18 protein-coding genes are annotated in these 19,286 nt (G+C 47.6%); 3 read left to right on the forward strand and 15 right to left on the reverse strand.

The genetic code is table 11. The annotated features are described in order from the left end of the window. Positions 1-110: 110 nt before the first annotated feature. From ABK821_RS08515 to ABK821_RS08570, 12 genes are all read right to left on the reverse strand, one after another. A complete protein-coding gene (locus tag ABK821_RS08515; protein ID WP_395033931.1) occupies positions 111-1,355 on the reverse strand; it encodes an MFS transporter in 1,245 nt (414 codons plus the stop codon). A 167-nt stretch (positions 1,356-1,522) separates the two neighbouring features. Continuing rightward, a complete protein-coding gene (locus ABK821_RS08520) occupies positions 1,523-2,011 on the reverse strand; it encodes a flavin reductase (protein WP_036114545.1) in 489 nt (162 codons plus the stop codon). 11 nt (positions 2,012-2,022) lie between these two features. Continuing rightward, positions 2,023-2,997, reverse strand: a complete 975-nt coding sequence (locus ABK821_RS08525) for a PDR/VanB family oxidoreductase (RefSeq protein ID WP_036114548.1) — start codon at positions 2,995-2,997, stop codon at positions 2,023-2,025. 52 nt (positions 2,998-3,049) lie between these two features. Continuing rightward, positions 3,050-3,790, reverse strand: coding sequence for an SDR family NAD(P)-dependent oxidoreductase (locus tag ABK821_RS08530; RefSeq protein ID WP_036114550.1), 741 nt, complete (start codon positions 3,788-3,790; stop codon positions 3,050-3,052). 8 nt (positions 3,791-3,798) lie between these two features. Further along, positions 3,799-4,278, reverse strand: a complete 480-nt coding sequence (locus tag ABK821_RS08535) for an aromatic-ring-hydroxylating dioxygenase subunit beta (RefSeq protein ID WP_036114552.1) — start codon at positions 4,276-4,278, stop codon at positions 3,799-3,801. Further along, positions 4,275-5,579, reverse strand: a complete 1,305-nt coding sequence (locus ABK821_RS08540) for a Rieske 2Fe-2S domain-containing protein (RefSeq protein WP_036114556.1) — start codon at positions 5,577-5,579, stop codon at positions 4,275-4,277. Before ABK821_RS08540 ends, ABK821_RS08535 begins: the two co-directional genes overlap by 4 nt. Before the next feature lie 20 nt (positions 5,580-5,599). Beyond that, positions 5,600-6,124 (reverse strand): nuclear transport factor 2 family protein, encoded by a 525-nt coding sequence (locus ABK821_RS08545; protein ID WP_343179114.1) that lies wholly within the window; start codon positions 6,122-6,124, stop codon positions 5,600-5,602. Between the two features lie 15 nt (positions 6,125-6,139). Then, positions 6,140-6,499, reverse strand: a complete 360-nt coding sequence (locus ABK821_RS08550; protein ID WP_036114559.1) for a hypothetical protein — start codon at positions 6,497-6,499, stop codon at positions 6,140-6,142. A 16-nt stretch (positions 6,500-6,515) separates the two neighbouring features. Beyond that, positions 6,516-7,670 carry an acyl-CoA dehydrogenase family protein gene (locus ABK821_RS08555; RefSeq protein WP_225545477.1) on the reverse strand — a complete coding sequence of 385 codons (1,155 nt, stop codon included), beginning with the start codon at positions 7,668-7,670 and terminating at the stop codon, positions 6,516-6,518. 67 nt (positions 7,671-7,737) lie between these two features. Next, the gene (locus tag ABK821_RS08560; RefSeq protein ID WP_343179113.1) at positions 7,738-8,856 is read right to left on the reverse strand and encodes an amidase; all 1,119 of its coding nucleotides are present in this window, start codon (positions 8,854-8,856) and stop codon (positions 7,738-7,740) included. A gap of 330 nt (positions 8,857-9,186) precedes the next feature. Further along, positions 9,187-9,660 (reverse strand): MarR family winged helix-turn-helix transcriptional regulator, encoded by a 474-nt coding sequence (locus tag ABK821_RS08565; protein WP_036114653.1) that lies wholly within the window; start codon positions 9,658-9,660, stop codon positions 9,187-9,189. A gap of 121 nt (positions 9,661-9,781) precedes the next feature. Continuing rightward, positions 9,782-10,780 carry an AraC family transcriptional regulator gene (locus ABK821_RS08570; protein WP_343179112.1) on the reverse strand — a complete coding sequence of 333 codons (999 nt, stop codon included), beginning with the start codon at positions 10,778-10,780 and terminating at the stop codon, positions 9,782-9,784. Between the two features lie 172 nt (positions 10,781-10,952). On the opposite strand from ABK821_RS08570, the gene ABK821_RS08575 reads away from it, so the two are divergent. The 3 genes from ABK821_RS08575 to ABK821_RS08585 all read left to right on the forward strand — a co-directional run bounded on the left by ABK821_RS08575 (position 10,953) and on the right by ABK821_RS08585 (position 15,659). Further along, positions 10,953-12,356 (forward strand): PTS transporter subunit EIIC, encoded by a 1,404-nt coding sequence (locus ABK821_RS08575; protein ID WP_051691498.1) that lies wholly within the window; start codon positions 10,953-10,955, stop codon positions 12,354-12,356. Beyond that, positions 12,353-13,816: a family 1 glycosylhydrolase gene (locus tag ABK821_RS08580; protein WP_343179111.1), complete on the forward strand. Its 1,464-nt coding sequence runs from the start codon at positions 12,353-12,355 to the stop codon at positions 13,814-13,816. The genes ABK821_RS08575 and ABK821_RS08580 overlap by 4 nt, the downstream gene beginning before the upstream one ends. Positions 13,817-14,024: 208 nt before the next feature. After that, positions 14,025-15,659: a carbohydrate porin gene (locus tag ABK821_RS08585; RefSeq protein WP_114261275.1), complete on the forward strand. Its 1,635-nt coding sequence runs from the start codon at positions 14,025-14,027 to the stop codon at positions 15,657-15,659. Between the two features lie 469 nt (positions 15,660-16,128). Here the strand turns inward: ABK821_RS08585 and ABK821_RS08590 are convergent, their stop codons facing one another. The 3 genes from ABK821_RS08590 to ABK821_RS08600 all read right to left on the reverse strand — a co-directional run bounded on the left by ABK821_RS08590 (position 16,129) and on the right by ABK821_RS08600 (position 19,285). Continuing rightward, positions 16,129-17,160, reverse strand: a complete 1,032-nt coding sequence (locus ABK821_RS08590; RefSeq protein ID WP_395033918.1) for an IS630 family transposase — start codon at positions 17,158-17,160, stop codon at positions 16,129-16,131. A 260-nt stretch (positions 17,161-17,420) separates the two neighbouring features. Then, a complete protein-coding gene (locus ABK821_RS08595) occupies positions 17,421-18,944 on the reverse strand; it encodes a conjugal transfer protein TraG N-terminal domain-containing protein (RefSeq protein ID WP_343178045.1) in 1,524 nt (507 codons plus the stop codon). 2 nt (positions 18,945-18,946) lie between these two features. After that, the gene (locus ABK821_RS08600; RefSeq protein ID WP_343178044.1) at positions 18,947-19,285 is read right to left on the reverse strand and encodes a hypothetical protein; all 339 of its coding nucleotides are present in this window, start codon (positions 19,283-19,285) and stop codon (positions 18,947-18,949) included. Position 19,286: the final 1 nt, after the last annotated feature.

Raw genomic sequence — 19,286 nt, forward strand, 5'->3', positions numbered from 1 at the left:
GCAGGCAACATGGGAGAAATTATCGCCCATGCATCATCAGGGAAATCGTAACGAGCCATGTTAAAGGTACTTTTGTGGTCAAAACAGGTGCCAGATTGTACAAAAAACAGTTACGGGACACACCCTAGCAATGCGATAAGGGCTACCAGCGCAAAGCCCAGCAGCATTACTGAAATTGGCCACCAATGGTCATATTTTAATAACAATGCCACGGCAATCATTGGGCTGATACCGCCAGAAATTACCGCGCCGATTTCGTGTCCCAGAGCCAGACCGGTATAACGAACTTCCACCGGAAACAGCTCACTCATGATGCAGGGTTGTGCTGCGATCATCGCACCATGGCACAGTGGTAAGCCGAGCATCATTGCCAGCATCATCAATGAAAAGTTCCCGCTGGCCAATAATGAAAAGAAAGGAAAGGCGGTGAGAAGAAGACCAATGACACCAATATAATAAATAGTTTTACGCCCGATTCTATCGGATAACCATCCCCAGAACAGGATAGAGAAAATCTCCAGCATCATTGCCAATGTCACAACCGCGATAATTTTGTCGCTGGCGATACCAACGTGCTTACAGAACACCACTGAAAAGGTGAAAAATATATAGACTGCGCCGTTTTCCGGCAAACGCAGACCAATGGCCTGGAGAAGTTGTTTGGGATATTTTTTAAAAATCTCAATTACAGGTACGTTTGCTTCCGGTTCTGTATCACTGGCCTGTTTCAGCTGCGTAAATTCTTTATTCTCGCGTATGTTTTTTCGAATATAAATACCAACCAGAAAAATGAACACACTCATCAGAAATGGGATCCGCCAGCCCCACGTCATGAACGCGTTTTCCGGTAGCAGCTGAACCAGCCAGAAAGCCAACGCCGAGAGGACAAAACCACCCGAAACACCCACCTGGCTCCATGCGGTATAGTAGCCTTTTTTCTCTTCCGGCGCGTTCTCACTCAACATCAACACCCCTCCTCCCCATTCGCCGCCGGATGCAACGCCCTGCAAAAAGCGCAGGCTAATCAAGGCAATCGGTGCCAGTACGCCAACCTGGTGCCAGGTCGGGAGTAATCCAATGAGAAATGTGGCAGCCCCCATTAGGGTCAGGGTAATAATCAGGGTTGTTTTCCGGCTATATTTATCACCAATATGACCGAATAAAATGCCACCTAAGGGTCTGGCAATAAAACCTACGGCAAAGCCAGAAAATGCCAGCAATGTGCTGATGAGCGGATCGTCCTGAACCGGAAAGAATAATGACCCAAAAACTAATGCAGCGGCAGTACCATAAAGAAAAAAATCATACCATTCCAGTGAGTTCCCAAGGAAAGAACCAATAATTAACTTGCGCATATTTTTTCGGCTGAAATCACCGTTGGTAACGTCATTGCTCATCATCATCTCCGTTCATGCAGGTGAAAAAATCCAAATATCGTCTGTTAGCGGCGTAACAGACGAATATATTCATCGCGATGAATAAATATAAGAAATACTGATTACCTTTTTGAACAGGAAAGAATTTATAGGCTGGCAGCCAGCGTATGATACTGACGATTAAAATAAACTAATCCCTGCTCCCCCTGACCAAAACCGATGTCTTGTACCGGGCAATAAAAAATACTGTGGCTGCCGACCTCATGACAGTCACCAATTGTACAATCAAAGCTGGCGATTGCCGACGTCAGCACCGGTGCGCCAGTGGTCAGAGTCTGCCAGTTATCATGAAGAAAACGCTCATCCGAACGCAATTTGCCATTGGCAAACACCCCAGACAATTCACGATGCTGTGCCGATAGAATATTGACACACAGCACACCATTCTCTTTAAATTTGCTGTTGGCAAAGGATGAACGATTCATACAAATTAATAATGTCGGAGGTTCATCCGTTACACTACAAACTGCAGAGGCGGTAAAGCCATATTTTCCACCAGGGCCATCGGTGGTAATAATCGTGATAGCACTTCCCAGCTGCGCCATCGCATTACGAAAGTCGGTCATAAGATTCATTATTTGCCTCTCTATTTTAGTTTCACGAATTCAAAGTTTTCGATTACCAGACGCTCACTCTTCGAACGTGAACAGCAGAGCAGAATCTGATCGTTATCCAAACGTTCTTCTTCGGTGAGATATTCATCCCGATGCTCCGGGATGCCACTGGCGACATTGGCCAGACAAGTCCCACATACCCCCTGTTCGCAGGAAACCTTTACTTTGATACCTGCTCGCGCCAATGCAGCGACAATTGACTCTTTCTCACTGACGGTGACAGTGAGATCCAGCTCAGGCACTTCCACTTCAAAGGCTTTACCACTGATGGCGAGTTCGCGATTGAAATATTCCCTGTGAATACGTTCATCGGCATAACCTGCTCGCTGTGCCGAGGTGATGACCCAATCCATAAAACCTTCCGGGCCACAAACATACACTTGCCCATCAATATGATGACGGGGCAATACGGCGCTGAGATTCAACTTTTGTTCTTCACCTTCGTCATCCGCATGGATATGCACTGCCTGCGCCCAGCAACAGGTGGCGAGTTCACTGAGGAAGGCCAGACGCTCGCGCGCACGGCCACAGTAGTGCAATTCGAATGACTTCCCTGCCCGGTACAGTTCATCTGCCATAGCTAGCATCGGTGTCACCCCAATACCACCGCCAAACAACAAGGTATGTTCAGCACTCATGTCCAGAGCAAAAAGGTTGCGTGGCGCACCGATGGTTACTTCATCACCAATCTGTAATTGGTGTGCAGCCAGCGAGCCACCGCGCGAAGCTGGATCTTTAAGGATACCAAGACGATAGTAATGACGTTCCTGCGGGCTGCTGCACAATGAATACTGGCGAATAAGTCCGTCGGCAAGATGCAAATCGATATGGGCACCTGCGTTAAAAGCCGGTAAATTAGTCCCATCAATCGCCTGAAGCGACAGCACGACCACCTCGGCTCCCTGCACATCACGTTCGCTGACGCGTACTCTTAATATTTCTGACATTCAATGCTCCTGCATCAGATGAAACCGGATTGGATAACCAACCCGGTGGCATTTAGCGCATGTAAATTCCGCCATTAATGTCCCAGGTCGCTCCGGTAACAAAGCCCGCAGCGGGTGAGGCCAACAGGGCAACCGCCTGCGCGACAAATTCTGGTTCCCCTAATTTCTCAACCGGGATCATCTGAAGCAGCGCCTGCATCTTATCGTCCGGGACCATTGCATGAACCGAAGGGAGATTCATTGGCCCCGGTGCAATGGCATTCACCGTAACGCCATCGTGACTTAGCGCCCGTGCAAACACTTTGGTGAGTGTCAGAATTCCCCCTTTGGAAGCCGCATAATGTGCGCCAGAGGCCGTGCCGCCATTCTGTCCCGCCAGTGAGGCCAGATTGATAATGCGACCATATTGCTGTGTGGCGAAATAACCCCCTGCCAGCTGACAACCAAGAAAGGTGCCGCGCAAATTCGTGGTCATCACCTGATCAAACTCTTCCACCGTGATTGACATGACTGGCGTAGCAAGTGTCAACGCCGCATTGTTGACCAGCACATGCAGTCCGCCAAAGTGCGCCACGCAATGGTCAATAGCATGGGAAAATGCATCACTGTCACGGATATCCAGCTGTACACCCACCGTGCGCTGACCTTTAACATCGATCTCACGGGCCATTTGTTGTGCACTTGATAGTGAAATATCCGCCAGCACAACCGCGTACCCCTGAGACCACAAATAGCGACTTATCACCGCCCCAAGCCCGGAAGCAGCACCTGTCACCAGGGCAACATTTTTCATTCGATACCTCACATGATGTAGCCAATGCTGCGCAGGAAATCCTGTCCATTGATCACCCGAATCACTTTCTTCAGGATCAGAAAGCTTTCGCCCTCTGGCACCAATGTATAGGTGACATCGGCGACATAATGCTGGGCATTACCCTTGCGGTATTCCCACAACGATTGCGCACAGCGGATTTCTACCCGTTCCTCGCTGGCATGCAGCAGGCGGTAACGTGCCAGCATGCGAATGGTTCTGGCGCGTGGCGTAGTGGATATCGATTCCCCGCTGTAAAGCCGGTTAACCCTTTTTTCCCGCATATGCTGGTTGTCGTAGGCATAGTTGAGCGTGTTAGCGAAATCTTCCGTTTTCTGATCGATAGGGATGACATACAACCCTTCCGGTTTCCACAGCGTCAGCCAGTGGTTGAACTCTTCCTGATCCAGCACATCAGCTTCATAATTGATAAAACTGATGGCGGAAAATAAAGCCTGTTGCTCGGTCATTGCTGCCCCCGTGTTTCTGCTGTCATGTACTCTTTCCATTTTTGATAGGCGGCACGCATCCCGGTTTCCGCGCTGACGTCACTGCGCAGGCCATCTTCGGTGGTCACTTCCCCCGGCAACCCTCGGTTTAGCATGATCCACAGATCATCCCCGGCAGATGACCCGCGCTGGACACGTTCCCAGGCTTCGGAATCATCCGGCGTACCAAAACCCATCGGTCCCTGGAAATGTTCGTGCATACGCAGACGTGCCTGGTTGGCTGCTTCCGGTCCGCCTTTCATGGTGATCACTACATGGTGAATTTCAGTTTCTTTAACTGAAATCGGCTGGAGTACACGGAAAAAGGCCATCGAACAGGCCACATTCGGGAAAAGGTTGAGGTTAAAACCGCAGCCGCCTACGGCGCGGACTATGCGGCGGACCTCCAGTTCTGCATGGCCTTCGTCACGTAATACCTGGGCCAGTTCAACAAAACGATCGGGAATCGGCGCATCAAGATTCTCTTCAAGATCAATCAACTCCGGAATCATTACCATCACGCTATGGCCGTTCCCCAGGTCTTCAACAAAGCCACTGCCATCAACAAAATTCAGCATTTCTTCAGTCTGTTTATCCACTGAGCTAAGGAAAGACTTATGAACGATGGGAAAATGATAACCGTCGGTAGTGTTTTCCAGCTGGATTTTCCAGTTCCCTGGGAAACGGAAACGGTGAGCCGTCGTGGCCTGGATCGGGTAGCCGCCACCTTGCTTCATAAATAAATCCATCCATTTTTTCGCGGGTCCAAGGAAATCGACCAGCGACTCGATATCGTCCTTAAAAGTGGCAAAGACCATACCGGCATAACTTTCTGTACGTAGACGAATCATGCCAAGGTTGGCTTTATCCAGCGTATCGGCATAGCTTTCTGGATGAGGTACTCCACGCAACGCACCATCCAGCCCGTAACCCCAACCGTGATAAGGACAAACGAAGTTATTGGTTTTGCCACTCTGGTGTTCGCAAACTGTTGCGGCGCGGTGACGACAGCGGTTCAACAACACATTGATATTGCCTTTTCTGTCACGTACAACAATGACCGGCTGAGTACCGACAAATGAGGATTTGAAACTACCGGCATCCGGTATCTCACTTTCGTGAGCCACCCAGATCCAGGTATTGGAAAAAATTTTATCGATCTCTACATCAAAAATTTCGGCTGAAGTATAGAGAGAGGTATGAACACGGTCCGACTTCACCAGAGCCGCCAGCTCCTGTGAACTGGGCGTACAATCAATATTTTTTACCGGGATATCTTGCATTACTCCATCTCCAATATTTATCAGGCCCGTTTGGTTTCTGGTACGGGCAATCCACTGGGGGAATGCCAATAATCGATCGGGCGACTAAATAGGTTTCGCGTAGTGAAATGGTTTATTAACCAGATGTTGTTTTCACGGCGAAACTCAATAATTAATTCGGCACCGTTTAAATGTGACTGGCCATTATTGAAGGTTGACAATTGCAACATCTTCCAGCGGCCAGTGGCTTCATTTATCTCATTTAGATAAATAAACTCAGAACTTAAATAGTGCGTGTTGATTCTAAAATGGGCCGGATGAGTGACATACTTTCTCATCATCGCTTCTATAGCCGCGCGCCCTTTATAATTCCCCAGCCGTTCGGCATAGAGTTCACCAATGCCTGCCCATTCGGCATTGCAGGTAAAAAGTTGCCCAATTTGTGTAACGCTATCTTCAGAACGCAGGTCATCACATAAATGCATATACTGACTGATAACTCTGCGAATTTCCGCCTCAGACTCCAGCGTATCCAGTCTTGATAAAAGGTGTTGTTGCTCAGACATCTGCATAACAGCCTCTTACTGTTGGATAATTAACTCACGTCCGGTGCGTGCTTCGACTTTGCAAAATTTCCACAGTCGATACGGTCCTTCGCCCACGATGACGGTGCGGAATAAGTTACAGGCAGCGCTGACGGTTGCAAAATCCTGTACATCAGCGAGGACATACGTGGTCCATGGCCAACCTGCGGAAGGTCCCACCATCACTTTGTCATCGTCCATATTGCCCAGCACGGTGATGCCTGGCATGTTTTCAATCCCTTTCATCATTTCGCCAAAGGCTGCCCAAACCTGTTTTGCTACTTCCGGCGTAGCATCAAAAAAATTCTGGTTCACACCAATACAAAACAGCACCCGAATTGAATCTGTCTGGCTCATGTAGTACTCCTGTTGGTTATAAGTAACCGGGCAAAGGTGACTGCCCAAAAAACATATTGCCGGCGTTGATGTAGGTCAGCTCACCCATGAAGGCGTGTTGAGTGATGACCATGGAATCGCGGGCGTAACGTTGTAATGGACTGCGCATGGAGATGCCCGGCATCCCGGCCAACATCAACGTTTTTGAAGTGACTTTTGCGGCAACGCGTGTCAGATGGGTTGCTGAGAGGCGCAGCAAATTGACGTCCTCATCCTGGGGTGCATCGCCACGGCAAAGGGTTTGCCACACCTTGTCGATAGCGTCATAAAACCAGCTTCGAGCCGAATTAAGTTCTGCCTCGCAATGCGCCACATCCCGTTGTGCAAACTGCCGATCCGCCAGCCGCGGCGCCCCTGTTACCGAACGCTGCTGACCGGCAATGGTGTATATTTCATTCAGTGCCGCACGGGCCACTCCGGCGCTTACCACCGCCAGTACCTGAGTCGCCAGTGACAACACCGGATAACGGTAGAGATCGCCCTGAAGATTAAGTTTTCCACCTCGGATAAACGTCCATTCTTCGGGTACAACGACGTTGTCCACAACCACATCATGGCTGCCTGTGCCTGCCAGCCCCACGGTATTCCATACGGGATCAATGGTGGTCTGATTTTTTGGCAATACGGCAATACGTGGCAACGATTTTTCCTCACCGTTTTCCGGCACAATACCCACGCCAATCAAGCTCGCCCCCATACATCCACTGGCAAAACCCCAACGGCCAGAAACAACAAAACCTTTGTCTGTAACCATGGCTTTTTGAGGAGGAAAAATTCCGCCCGCAAAGACCACATCCGGGCCATTGCGATAAATTTCATCCAGCGTTGAGAGCGGTAATCCTCCAAGATAAAAAGGATTCATACCAAAACTTGCAACCCAGCCAGCCGACCCATCAGCGATTGAAATAGTTTCAATCAGCTGACAGAATTGCGCCGGTGTCATTTCTGTACCGCCATATTTTTTGGGTACTAATGCCCGATAAACACCGAGTTCTTTGAACTTCTCAATTATGTCATGGGTAATATATTTCTGATTTTCAAACTCCTCCCCTCTGGATTTTAATTCCTGCAGTAAAATACTCATATCGCAGTGGGTATTTTCAGCATTCATAGCTAATCGTGTCTGTAACATATAACCTCCACATGCTGCCCTTCCTGAAAACAGGAATAAGAAAAAATCTCGCGTTCAGAAAATATAATCAGGTAAAAGATTCAACCAGCTTCTTTGCATAAACACATAAATTCAAATCATGGTTTTTATGCGTGATAAGCTGCATAGCGACCGGACGGCCATCAATTACGCCAATGGGTAAACTCATAGCCGGGTGCCCGCTAAGGTTAAAAGGTCTGATTAATCGAGTCAGATTCACCACATTTAATGGATCGGAAGCTTCACTTAACGTAGGAGGCAATTCTGGCAATGTCGGTAAAATTATCAGCGGCGTTTCGGCTAATTGGTGGTCCAAAGCTTCAGAAAATTTTTCCCGCACGGCTTCCGCATTTGCCAGCTCCGCAGCGGTGACGGCAGACCCTGCCCGAATACGCGTAACAACATCTGGCGAAATGCCCTCTGCGTCAATGATGGAAGCGTAAGCCTGCCAGTTCTCATGGCTGATTAGGGTCAATCCGGCCTGGTGAGCTTCCGTGAAATAGGTCAAATCCACTGTTGTGGCTGCTGCACTGAGAGGCTGCAGTCGCTGTGCCAACAGAGCATCTATCACTTCAGTGGCATGGCCTTTCATCACTCCAATAGCAGGCAGGGAGATTGAGCGGTCTGCCACTTTTCCCTGTACCTTCTCCATCACCTGCAACAGGGTTCCGCACGTCTGAGTAAAAAACCCCACACAATCAAGTGAACTGTGTTTCGGCGTGACGCCGACACGGCTTATCAAACCCCACGTCGGTTTAAGGCCGACAACGCCACAACAGGCCGCAGGCATACGCACCGAACCGCCGGTATCAGTACCGATGGCAAAATCAACACAACCTGCCGCAACTACCGTTGCAGAACCGCTTGATGATCCGCCAGGAATAATATCCGGGAAAGAGTAATTAACCGGTGTCCCACCCCAGTGGTTGATCCCAGTCACGCCAAACGCCAGTTCATGCAGCATCGTTTTACCCAATAACTGACAGCCATCATCGAGAAACTGCTGAACGATGCGGGCGTTGCGGGCTGCGGGTGGTGCATGCAGGAAAACCCGACTGCCCGCCTGGGTGGGATAACCAGACACATCAATGGTGTCTTTCACCGCGAAGGAAAGATTGCCCGTTCCTCGGGTAAATTTTGAAAAAAAACCAACACTATTGCTCATCATTGCAGTATCCGCGACAAGGGGAAAAGTGGCATTCACACGACTGTTGTTGTGGATTTACGCCTGTCACGAATATGTGAATATTCAAGTAATTTGTCACATATAATTTACTTATGTCAGAATACGTTAACCTGACAAGCCTTCGTCTTAAAAATGATTTATCAATATGTTTTTATAGTGAAAAAATAAAAACACCCAATGCAAATATGGATAATTGTTATTGGTTTTACAGGAAAAATGAGACCAAAAAAATAGTTTTTCGGCTTCATTTTTTACGTCATATCGGATGGTTTTTGACATGGGACGCAGAGGAAAGACATCGGAGTGGAATGCTCAATCATCCAGATTGTCGAGTATGCCGGACAGAATTTGGTTCATCTTGCGCGCCTGCGCCGGAGAGATACCTTTAAACGCTTTGGTGAAAATACGCTGGCTTATCTCCATCACAGCTAAAGCCTTGCGAGTACCCGCTTCAGTCAGTATTGCTTCGGTGACTCGCCCATCCTGCTCACTGACCCTGGTTTCAACCAACCCATCGTCGCGCAGCCTGCCTACAATTTTGGTGACTGTCGGCATTTTACTGACGGAATATTGGGATATTTGCGAGATACTGGCTTTACGGTATTGGTGGATCAACATCAACACACGGAAACGTGACACATCCATCGCCACTTTCTTCAATTCAATGTCCATTAACTGGGTATATTTTGCGTGAACATTCACGATCCAGAAAAATGGAAAGTCCTCACGATAAAAGCGGCTTTCATGACTATCAGTCGTGTGATGTTCCACATTGGAAGGGGCCATGCGTTCTCCGAACAGGCACATTGAAACGATAGCAGAATGGTATAGGAAAACCGCGGGCAGCAAAACACCCAGAGTCACCCTTGTGTACTGATGTCAGGGGGTGTCACTCCTTTGTGGCCTGCTACCCATGATGGTTGCTATCCCGATACAGTTTCGGCGTCATACCAAAGTGTTCCCGGAACTTTTCATAGAAGGAGTTTTTATTATAAAAACCGACCTTTTCTGCAATCTCATGTATTGGATAAGCGGAGTTAGTCAGGTAGGTAGCCGCCACCTTCATTCTTTGCAGTAACTGAATCTCTTTGAATGACTTCCCGGTTTTTTCTTTAATCAGATGAGAGAGATATTTAGGATGATAGTTAAATTTTTCTGCCAGCGTAGTCAGACTACATGTCAGATAGTTCTTCTCTATATAGCTGATGATGCTGATTATCTCACCCGTTTTATCAGTTGACAGCTGAATAGTTTGTTTGTTTTTATTGGCATGAAAAATACGTAACAACTCAATGAAAATAATTGACAGATATGAGTCAATCAGTTCGCGTGAATAGAGATTATCACTGCCGTACTCCTCCATGGTAAAGATAAATAACTCCCGTATCTTTTGACTATTTTGAGTGTTAAAGATGAGATAGTTATCATGCTGCCTGGTCGCAGAAATGGCAGTCAGTATAAAACCGGTCAGAATATTTTGCTGGGTTAGGCGACTAAGAAAATAGTTGGAGAAAAAGCTGTTGCTAAGACTAATATTTATCACAATATCATTCTCACCAATGGTCTTTTTACTGCGAATAACATCAGTATCAAAAATACAAACATCATTCTGATTTAACGTAATTTCCTTACCGTCAACCACATAGGTGCATGATCCAGAATAGATATAGTTCATATTGACATTGGTGTGGGTATGCAGCGGCACAGAAGTGAAGCGAGAATCCTTACTTATCTCAATCCCCGTCTGACTGACACGTGGATGTTCGAAACGGTACACCTGCTGTCCATTGACATTTTTCTTATTTATATTCTTATACTTAGGGCTGATTTCGCCGGGATTATTGAGATAAAATCGCTCACTTTCGGTAATCTGCCGTAGCTGAGTGTCGAGATCCTGGTTATGCATCACATCACCTTACTTTTTGTTACTGTGATCGGTCGGTTTGAATATTGTTTGTGCTGTTTTAATACCTATAATCGGGGATGAATTAGTGAAAAGCAATTTCAAAAGTAGCAGGGTTTTAAATTATAAGTAAAAGGTATCACTCCTTAACATAATATTATTTTGGAAGACAACAATGAATTATCAGCAGCTCGCAAAAGATATCATTGAGAGAATTGGTGGTCTGAATAATGTCAAAGATGTCACGCATTGTGCTACGCGTTTACGGTTTACACTCAATACAATGGATCCGGTAGATAAAGGAACGGTTTCCGCTCTGCCTGGTGTGTTGGGGGCAGTAGAAAGTAGTGGTCAATTTCAAGTGATATTAGGACAACAGGTTGGCCATGTTTTCTCCGCTATTACGCTTTTAAAAAATAACAAGAGTAACGCCACACCCGCTGAAGTAAGGCAAGATCCTGCGGACGTGCAGAAGATGAAAAAAGAGAATGTTGTCTCACAAGCTCTTGGCATCATCTCGGGGATATTTACCCCGATCCTGCCTGCGATCAGCGGCGCAGCAATGCTGAAAACGCTATTGATTATCCTGACCATGACCGGTCTGATGGAAAAAACCTCCCAGACATGGGTCGTTCTTAATTTTGCAGCGGATACAACCTTCTACTTTTTACCGATCATGCTGGCGTACACCTCCGCCATGAAGTTTGGTATGAACCCGTTTGTCGCCATGACACTTGGCGGGATGTTATTGCACCCCACCTTCACAGCAATGGTTGCCACTCGTAGCCCGCTTAGTTTCCTTAATGTTCCGGTTTCACTGGTTCATTATGGTTCCACGGTTATCCCGGTCATTCTGATGGTATGGATCGCTTCATGGGCGGAAAGCTTGTCAGAAAGATTGTCACCACGCGCTATTTTGTTCTTTATGAAACCCTTTCTGACTCTGCTGATCATGGTGCCACTCGGGTTAACCATTATTGCGCCCTTTGGTGACTTTGTCGGCAAAGGTATTGGCGTCGGCATAACTTATGTTAATGACCATTGTATCTGGCTGTTGCCCTTTATTATGGCGGTCTTCTCACCCATTTTTATCATGACCGGAATGCATTATGCCGTGACCATGCCGATAACCTTCCAGTCGCTTGCCACCAATGGCTTTGACATGATCGGCGCAGGCTTCCTGGTGTCAAATATTGCTCAGGGGGCGGCGGCACTGGCGGCGGCAAGATTCAGCAAGGACGCGGATTTTCGTGCTCTGGCGAGTGGTGCCGGATTTACCGCCCTGCTGGGTATCACTGAACCAGCCCTTTATGGCGTGAATCTGAAGCTGAAAAAACCTTTCTACGCGGTGCTGGTTGCCGGTGCTGTCGGTGGATTATTTGTTGGGATTATGGGGGTCAAACGCATGACTCTGGCCCCAACAGGATTAACCACCCTTCCCGTGTTTATCGACCCCAATAATTCAATGAATATTGTTTTTGCGATAAGCGGGGCGGCGATAAGTTTCTGCGTAGCTTATTTGCTGACCGTGGTCTTGCTACGCATTGAGTCAGGTAATAAAACAGGAGATGTTAAGTGAAAACAGGATTTGATGTAGATTTTTTATTTGGTGGCGCTATTTCAGCTGCACAAGCCGATGGGGGTTATGCGCAGGATGGTAAAGGGTTAGATACGCAGAACATTCGCTATTTTAACCCCAGCTGGAATCGTGCGGAACGTGATCATAATCGTAATATTAATATGACGTCCGAACGTTTCAATGCCGCTTTACACAACATTGAAGCGGTCAACTATCCGTTCACACGGGGTATTGATTTTTATAATCGCTATTCTGATGACCTTGCATTGATGGAAGAGATGGGAATGAAGATTTTCCGCACTTCTATTGACTGGTCACGCATTTTTCCTAACGGAGATGATGAACACCCAAATCCACAGGGAATTAAGTTCTATATCGATCTGTTTGATGAATGTCACAAACGGGGAATGAAAGTCTTCGCCACCATGCTCCATTACAATATTCCGGTAAATCTGGTGACAGAATATGGTGGCTGGAAAAACCGCATACTGGTCGACTTCTACCTGCGCTATGCCAGGGTTTTATTCGAAAAACTGGGTGATCGGGTAGATTTTTGGTTACCGTTCAATGAGATCAATGCGGGAAAATTCAATCCTTATAATGGTGTCTGTGTCATCAAAGACCAGGAAGATCATTATGAATCCGCGATCTTCCAGTGTCTACACCATCAGTTTATTGCTAACGCGCTCACTATTAAACTGGCTCGGGAAATTCTGCCGCAAGCGCGGATCGGCGGGATGATCGCCCGCTTTACCACTTATCCGGCAACCTGTAAGCCTGAAGATGTATTGGAAACAATGCACAAAGAACAATACGCAAACTATTTCTACACCGATGTTATGGTCCGTGGAGAATATCCGGCATATATGCAGCGCTACTTCAACGACAACGGAATCAGGATCCACAAAGAATCGGATGATGATGAAATTCTCCGCAACAATACTGTCAATTTCCTGAGTTTTTCTTACTATATGTCGATGGTAGCCACAACAGACAAAACATGGGAAACCACGGGCGGGAATCTGGTCAGTGGTAATAAAAATCCGTATCTGAAAGCCAGTGACTGGGGGTGGCAAATTGATCCCATCGGGTTACGTATCACGCTAAACCAATTTTACGATCGTTACCGTATCCCACTGTTTATCGCTGAGAACGGTATTGGTGCCACCGATATTCTCGAAAGTGATCATCGCATTCACGACCCTTACCGCATCGAATACTTACGTCAGCATGTTTTGCAAATGAAAGAAGCCGTCATTGATGGTGTAGAACTTCTTGGCTACACCATGTGGGGGATCATAGATATTGTCTCCTGTGGTACGATTGAAATGTCTAAACGTTATGGTGTTATTTATGTTGATCTTGATGATGAGGGTAAAGGAAGTTATCAGCGTTACAAAAAAGATTCTTTCTATTGGTATCAAAAGTGCATTGCATCACACGGTGAAGATTTAACTTAACCTTATTATCCTATAAAGCAGCAGGGTAATTTCTGCTGCTGAGTTATTCATTTCTCAATGGCTGTATATTGATGTTTATTAATTTTATATAAAGTAGCGGTGACAATGCCTTTGTCAGCCGCGGAATAGTTCATATCCTTTGTTATGTTTTCATAAATATAAGCATCCTCCCTGTGATGCAACTTAATGATGATAGGAATAGAAAACTATGTCGAACTGGCAAACCAGGATTACATTATTACCTTTTATTTTGATGTGTTCCGAACCGGTATGGGCGCAATCATTATCCGTGGAGCAACGACTGAGCCTGCTTGAACAAAATGCAAAAAATACGGAGGGTAAATTACAAACTACCGAAGATAAACTCCAAAAAGCATTACATGAACTCGCCATTTATAAAAAGAAAGAGAAGAAAACGAACCACGTTACTGCGGCAAATCCCGCGCTGCTAAACCCGGCCGTGGATACCCATGCACAGGTTGCTCGTCCAATTGATAAGATTCAGCAACAGGAAGCAGAGGCAAAACCAAAGACCAAAAACAGTACCCGGCGACCAGCAGATATGAATATCAAAGAACTGTCGAAAGCCATCGAAGACGAAATTGGTTTTTCATTTCACGGCTATTTCCGATCCGGTTGGGGGACTGCCAGCAATGGCAGCCCGCAGAGCTGGGCCATTGGTTCTCTGGGGCGTTTTGGCAACGAACACGGCAGTTGGTATGACTTACTGTTTAGTCAGAAATTATATGACCAGGATGGGCGAACAGCAAAAGCTATTGTGTTGATGGATGGTAACGTTGGTGAAACTTATGTCAAAGAACCCTTCGATTCAACCAGTGAAAACATGATGCAGTTTTCAGATATTTATGTGACAACAAAAGGATTTATCAGCGCTATTCCCGATGCAACTTTCTGGGTAGGACGCCACAAGTTACGCGCTCAGGAATTTAAGATGCTGGACTTCTCTTACCACAAAGGCGCAATCGCTTCTGGTGTAGGGATCGAAGATATTCCACTGGGTAAAGGGACACTGGCAATTGGTTTGGGTCGGGAAGACTTAGATAATTATTCCAAAGATCGCACCACCACCCAGGCGGTAAACACCAACAGTCTTGATGTTCGCCTTCGGAAATTTCCACTGACAACGAATACGACCTGGGATCTGTATGGTCGCTATGCGATGGCGAATAAAAGCGACGGACAGAGTTCATCACAAAATGACGGTGAATATTATAAGATGAAGGATGCATGGCTTCTGACCGGTATCATCAATAATAAACTCTCTCGTGACGGATTCACTGAATATAGTATGCAGGTGGCTAACAACTCCTTCGCCAGTAGTTTCGCTAAAATCTATGATGCGTCATCTAATTTTGGTACTGGACGTTATTATTATGGCGATCATACCAATGGTATTGCCTGGCGTTTCGGTGAACAGGGAGAGTTTTACCCTGTCGATAATGTTATCGTTGCACATACTTTATTATTCTCCGGTGGTAATGACGTCTACAGTTATGAAACCGGTGCACATACCGATTTCAAAAGTGTTCGGGCGGTAGTTCGCCCCGCGTACATTTTCAATAAGTACAACCAGACAGGTATCGAGTTAGGTTATTTTAACCAGCAAAACAATAATAATGGTTTAAAAACCCACGAGTCAGGGGTTAAAACCACTCTTTACCACGCATTAAAATTAGGAAGCAGTGCGTTTAACTCGAAGTTTGAAATACGATTCTACGGCACCTGGTTAAAAGTACTGGATAACGGTATTGATGAATTTACCTTCACAGATGAAAAGAAAGATCAATTTAGCGTGGGCGTGCAGACGGAACTGTTCTGGTAAACAATATCGCTCCGACCGCTGCTTATCAGAGCAATATCACCTGTCGTTGATGGCAGCGGTGGGATAAGTGTCTATGAGCTGACGGTAAAAATTCGTTGTTCAAGCCGTCGGCCGCTGTCGAAATCATGGGCAAACTGAGTGGTAACGGGTTTGCGTTTACATAGCTCGCGCATCCGGCGGGTTGAGTCATGATGCATTTTTGCATCAACCGCGACACCATCCAGTCGCCCTTCGAACAGATAGCTTTCCTGGTTCGATGCATATGTTATATCTATAACTAACTGATAATATTGCATATTCACACAACAGCCAAAGAAAAATTATCGCATAGTGAACCACAAAACTGGTGCACTGAGCTAATCTGTCTCCACTTCTTTCATGTAAACAAGGCGGTAATAACCATTGTTCGCATGAGGCCTTTAAACGTTGCAATAACCATTTATCCACTAAATAGCTGCGTCTAATACCGCTACACTTTTGCAAGTCCATGTTTTCCTCCCGGGAATGGACTGGCGGTATCCATAAAATGGCGTACTTTTTTCAATAACTGCCACATTGAACGACAGCGATGGTTACGGGTTATCGTATCGTGTAGCGCCTGCCATACCCGTTCGACGTGATTTACCCACGGTGAATAAACTGGCTGATAGATAACATTAAATTTCGGGTTCGCTTTCAGCCATGCTCTCGTTTTTTCGCTCTTATGAATAATGTAGTTGTCCACGATGAGCGTTATCGTTTTTGCCCGTCGGTACGTACTTTTGAGATGCGCTAACAGGCTGATAAATAGGGATGAAGCCTTACTGCTGCCGCCCACATAGCTGATTTTTCCTGTGCCGCTGTGCAGCGCGCCGGCAAGGTAGTACTTTTCATTCTGGCCTAGTGTGGGGATACGTTTCTGCTTCCCACGCACCTGCCAGTCAGCGCCGATTTTAGGGTTAAGATGAATATCGACTTCATCTTCATAAAACACCGGATGCTCAGCGCTGCATTCATCCAGTGCCTTACGGATCGCGGCCATTTTTTCATCCTTGTGTGGGTCACGTATATGCAGAGTGGGAGCCGCTCTGCGCCATACCAGACCCGCCGAAGGCAGCCAGTGACGGATTGTCCCGGGATGTAATTTGCAGCCCGTTATGTCATTAATTTTTATGGCAAGAAGTTCAGTACTCCAGCGGGAACGCTGATAGCCAAAATCACCGGGAGAACGGATGACGAGCAGTACCAGTAGCCTGCAAATCAGCTCAAATGGCCACTTGCGCTCACGGCCGGGACGCAGGGAGACCAGACCTTCAGCACCAGATAGTGTAAACCAGTTAATCCAGCGTCCGATGGATGAACGCGCGCAGCAAAGTGTGCGGGAAACCTCGCTGACGCTGGCGCCTCTACTTAACATCAGCATAGCGGTCAGTCTGCGGGCATGGTTCTTATCCCGCGTTTTGTGGATAGTTTTCTGCATCAGGCGTCGCTCGTCGCGGGGTATGGGTGCTATGATCGTCATCGCTCAGTCCGGTTGGTGATTTGTGATGTTTGGCGATTGATCAGATCGCACAATCCGGGCTGAGTTCCCTCAGAGTGATCTACTATTAGACGCAGCTATTTAGCTCTAAAGATGCTTCAATAAATAGTTTTAATGAAAAGAAAGATGAAAATAATTTTCATGATGAATTTGTAATGAATAGCGCCATCAATAATGAATATGATGGCGCTCCTTACAAATCCCCGAGTGAAGATTAGGCCCAATTAACTGGGCCAGTAAAACTACCCTTTGGTTGCTTTACTACCGATAGCATTACCAGCAGCTTCTCCAAGTTTCCCGCCTGTATTCTGAGCAGTTTCAGTACCCTTTTGAAAGGCAGCGCTAACAGCGACACCCAAGCTGGCCCCTGCCCACGAAAGAGCTCCCAGCCAAACGGCAGGCAGTACAATAAACATCGCTCCCATTACCAGATTCATAATGAGGTCATCTGAGCTGTTCTGCAGTCCCGCCATATTAAAGCGGCTGTGTGTGTCTGAACTGTACAACGCTGTCAGGAGCCAGCTGTCGAGCCAACGCGCCAGTTCCCACCAGAACGTCAGGAAGTTCAGGGCGAATATTACAAAAGTCAGCGTAATAACGGTCTTGAACTCGTAAGCAGCAAACGCCAGAATCAGCGGCAACATGACATATATTGCCATCAGCAGGATAGCCTGCACCATTGGCAGCGCCTGTCGCATCGCATCGAACGCCGGGAACGCCGCCAGACTGCCGAGAGATGTCCCGCCAATAGCCGCCACGCGTGCCGCTGCATTATCCAGGGTAAAATCGGCGTTGCCGCCATAGCCGGTATACACGTGACCATTCTGTGAGACCGTCAGGCTTTCCGGGCTGACCAGACGACGGATGACGGCTTCCTGATAGTCACTGTCGTTAAAGCCTGACATTTTCATTGCGGCCGAGATACGCAGCCACATATCGGGGTCGGCCTGGTCCTTCACCCGTGCTTTCAGTCCGGTGTCCGAACTGCTCCACCACTCGCTGCAGGTGGGATAGCCTCCTCTTCCGGTGTTGGGCCGGCCGCTGTCCCGGCTGTCGGTCCACGGGAACGCAGCCCGGGGCAGTTTGGACTGCAACGAAGGATAATACCGGCTCAGGAAGGTACTGCTGCCAATCCATTCGATATCACGCAGCGTGGTTTTGTCCTTTGTCTGGCCCTGATCCTGTTGCTTCCACAGATACAACGCGACCGAATAGCAGTCGTTAGTGAAGTCCTGCAGCTCCTGCGCCAGCGCTTTGTTGTCGATACGCGTATGCTGCACTTCAAAGCGGATCTGCCGCATGTCAGAGCGGCAGGGAATGGTCGCCACGGCCGCCTGGGTGACCCCTTTTGAGAGTTTATGAATCAGCACCCACCATACCGGTGCTGCAGCCGTCTGGTCGTTGAGACTGGTGACCACGCCGGCATAGCCGCTTTCATCCGGCGCTTTGGGCGTCCACACACCACAGCTCTTTGCCCGGGTTGTGTCGTACTGCATCGTACTGAGGCTGACATTAATCAGCGGTACGCAGCAGGCAATCATCACCAGGAAGCCAGCATACAGCGCGTTCTCGATACGGGGTAGCGACAGCATCCCCTTGTTGCCTTCATCTTCCCCCTCTTCACGGACCCTGAGCCAGATACCCACCACCTTAAACGCCAGCGGAAGGACAAAAAGGCCGGTGCTCAGCAGGACATTCCACAGACCGTTATTGATCACCCAGCCGAGCAGCGTGAGAAAATACTCAAGATAGCTGTTTGTCGTCATCTTCAGACTCCCGGACCGGTAAACATCGCGTACTCACACAACGCGATAAAAAGCACACTGACCACACTGATGCGCAGCAGCGGCCGCCGGTATGCCTCCCGGAAGCCCGGCGCATGCCGGATTTTCCAGAGGCCCCACGCAACCAGCGCATACAGCGCCAGCCGCCACATCAGCCAGCCGTAACGCGTCGACTGCATCCAGCTCCGGAATGCAGCAGCTTCAGTCGGATGTTTCATGGCGGTGTCAGCCATCATCAGTGAGACCACCATGAACAGCGCCATGCAGGCGAGGAAGATGCCGGTACGGGTCAGGACTTTCCTGACAGTCGTTTTATTACGCATC

It is taken from the genome of Klebsiella sp. KE9456, assembly GCF_043832615.1.
Taxonomy (GTDB): domain Bacteria; phylum Pseudomonadota; class Gammaproteobacteria; order Enterobacterales; family Enterobacteriaceae; genus Klebsiella; species Klebsiella indica.

Bases quoted from the DNA above. Each gene is read 5' to 3' on its own strand.
- ABK821_RS08515 (WP_395033931.1), bottom strand. From the start codon at position 1,355: ATGCGCAAGTTAATTATTGGTTCTTTCCTTGGGAACTCACTGGAATGG.
- ABK821_RS08520 (WP_036114545.1), bottom strand. From the start codon at position 2,011: ATGAATCTTATGACCGACTTTCGTAATGCGATGGCGCAGCTGGGAAGT.
- ABK821_RS08525 (WP_036114548.1), bottom strand. From the start codon at position 2,997: ATGTCAGAAATATTAAGAGTACGCGTCAGCGAACGTGATGTGCAGGGA.
- ABK821_RS08530 (WP_036114550.1), bottom strand. From the start codon at position 3,790: ATGAAAAATGTTGCCCTGGTGACAGGTGCTGCTTCCGGGCTTGGGGCG.
- ABK821_RS08535 (WP_036114552.1), bottom strand. From the start codon at position 4,278: ATGACCGAGCAACAGGCTTTATTTTCCGCCATCAGTTTTATCAATTAT.
- ABK821_RS08540 (WP_036114556.1), bottom strand. From the start codon at position 5,579: ATGCAAGATATCCCGGTAAAAAATATTGATTGTACGCCCAGTTCACAG.
- ABK821_RS08545 (WP_343179114.1), bottom strand. From the start codon at position 6,124: ATGTCTGAGCAACAACACCTTTTATCAAGACTGGATACGCTGGAGTCT.
- ABK821_RS08550 (WP_036114559.1), bottom strand. From the start codon at position 6,499: ATGAGCCAGACAGATTCAATTCGGGTGCTGTTTTGTATTGGTGTGAAC.
- ABK821_RS08555 (WP_225545477.1), bottom strand. From the start codon at position 7,670: ATGTTACAGACACGATTAGCTATGAATGCTGAAAATACCCACTGCGAT.
- ABK821_RS08560 (WP_343179113.1), bottom strand. From the start codon at position 8,856: ATGATGAGCAATAGTGTTGGTTTTTTTTCAAAATTTACCCGAGGAACG.
- ABK821_RS08565 (WP_036114653.1), bottom strand. From the start codon at position 9,660: ATGGCCCCTTCCAATGTGGAACATCACACGACTGATAGTCATGAAAGC.
- ABK821_RS08570 (WP_343179112.1), bottom strand. From the start codon at position 10,780: ATGCATAACCAGGATCTCGACACTCAGCTACGGCAGATTACCGAAAGT.
- ABK821_RS08575 (WP_051691498.1), top strand. From the start codon at position 10,953: ATGAATTATCAGCAGCTCGCAAAAGATATCATTGAGAGAATTGGTGGT.
- ABK821_RS08585 (WP_114261275.1), top strand. From the start codon at position 14,025: ATGTCGAACTGGCAAACCAGGATTACATTATTACCTTTTATTTTGATG.
- ABK821_RS08590 (WP_395033918.1), bottom strand. From the start codon at position 17,160: ATGACGATCATAGCACCCATACCCCGCGACGAGCGACGCCTGATGCAG.
- ABK821_RS08595 (WP_343178045.1), bottom strand. From the start codon at position 18,944: ATGACGACAAACAGCTATCTTGAGTATTTTCTCACGCTGCTCGGCTGG.
- ABK821_RS08600 (WP_343178044.1), bottom strand. From the start codon at position 19,285: ATGCGTAATAAAACGACTGTCAGGAAAGTCCTGACCCGTACCGGCATC.